1 protein-coding gene is annotated in these 1605 nt (G+C 63.9%); it reads right to left on the minus strand.

The features are described from left to right. Positions 1-12: 12 nt before the first annotated feature. A partial coding sequence (locus tag NW844_RS09410; protein ID WP_414335130.1) for an ABC transporter permease occupies positions 13-1605 on the minus strand: 1593 nt, incomplete at its 5' end.

Raw genomic sequence — 1605 nt, forward strand, 5'->3', positions numbered from 1 at the left:
GGGATCCCCTGCTCAAGGCTGCCCGACCTGCCGCCGCAGCGCCTGGATCCCTGCGGCTAGACCCAACAGGACGATCAGCAGCAGGGTGCTCAGGGCCGCCGCCTGGTGGGTGTAGCCCCCTTGTTGCAAGCCAAAGATGAGCCACCCAAAGGTTTCCGAGCGGGAGGTTACCAAGAGGGCAGAGAGGGTCAGCTCGGCAAAAGATTGCAAAAACACCAGCAACACCGCTGCCGTTAAGGCCGGTGCCAGCAGGGGCAGCAGAATGTGGCGAAAGGTTTGCAGCAGAGATGCCCCATCCAGGCTGGCTGCCTCCTCTAGGCTGGTGTCCAGGCTGCGCCAAGCAGCTTGCATCGGTTGCAGCGCCAGGGCCAAGAACCGCCCCAGATAGGCCATCAGGATCAGCCATAGGGTGCCGTAGAGGCTCAGACCCGGCAGGGGCGGGGGCAACCACACCAAAATGAGGGACAACGCAAAAATCAGGCCCGGCAGGGCATAGGGCAAGTCCACGAGGAAGCTGAGCAGCGCCAGCAGCCGTACTTTCAACCGGGTCAGGGCATAGCCCAAGATCGTCGCCATCCCGCTGCAGAGCAGCGCTGCTCCTCCCGCCAAGCCCAAACTGTGCAGCGTGGCGCGGCGGGCCCGCTCCAGCTCAAAAAGAACCAGGCGGAAATGCTCCAGCGTCAGGTTAGACCAGACTAAGGGCAGGCCATAGGCCCGCAGCAGGGCAGTTGCAGCCATGGCCAGCAAAGGCCCGAGAATGAGCAGCAAGGCTGCGGCGAAGAGGATCCCGCTGAGCAGCCAACCCAGCCAGCCCAAGCGATAGGGATCCGGAGGGGCCTCGCCTGGATCCAGCCCCTCCTGAGGCTGCTGTGACCAGGCCAAAAAGAAGAGGGCCGGCAGGCCAAAGAGCAACGCCAGCGCCGCGCTGCGCCCAAACCCATCCCCGCCGAAGTTGATCACCTCTTGGTACAGCAGGGTGGGCAAAGTCAGGTAGCGTCCTGGGATCCCCAGCAAGGCCGGGATCCCGAAATTGCCCCAGGCCCCCAGGAAGGCCAGCGCCGCCGCTGCCGCCACAGAGGGCCGCAACAGGGGCAGGGTGATGAAGAGCCAAACCTGCAGCAGGTTTGCCCCATCCAGTTGGGCCGCCTCCTGAGCTTGCCTGGAGAGCCGGCTCAAGCCCGCCACCAGCGTCAGGTAGGCAATTGGCAGCACAAAAAGAGCCAGCAGCAGAATGATCCCCCCCGGCGTGTAGAAGCTCCACAGGGATCCCTGCTTCCCCAAAATCCAGCGCAGCCCCTGCTGCAAATAGCCCACCGGCCCGGCCCATTGGATCCAGGCCAAGGCCAAAACCTGGGGCGGAACCACGAGGGGAGATAAAAAGAGCACCCGCAGGATGCCGCGGCCCGGCAAATCTGTCTGGGTGGTGAGTACCGCCAGCACCAGGCCGCCGACCAGCGCCAATGTGGCTGAGACCGTCGACACCCAAAGGCTGTGAACCAGCGCCAGATGGACGCGGGGCGTTTCCAGCAACCAGCGGATGTTCTCAAAGGAAAGCCCTTCCCCTTCGCTGCTCAAGGCTCGCTGCAACAGCTTCCAGAGGGGATA

Source organism: Synechococcus sp. H55.2, from assembly GCF_047462495.1.
GTDB lineage: Bacteria > Cyanobacteriota > Cyanobacteriia > Thermostichales > Thermostichaceae > Thermostichus.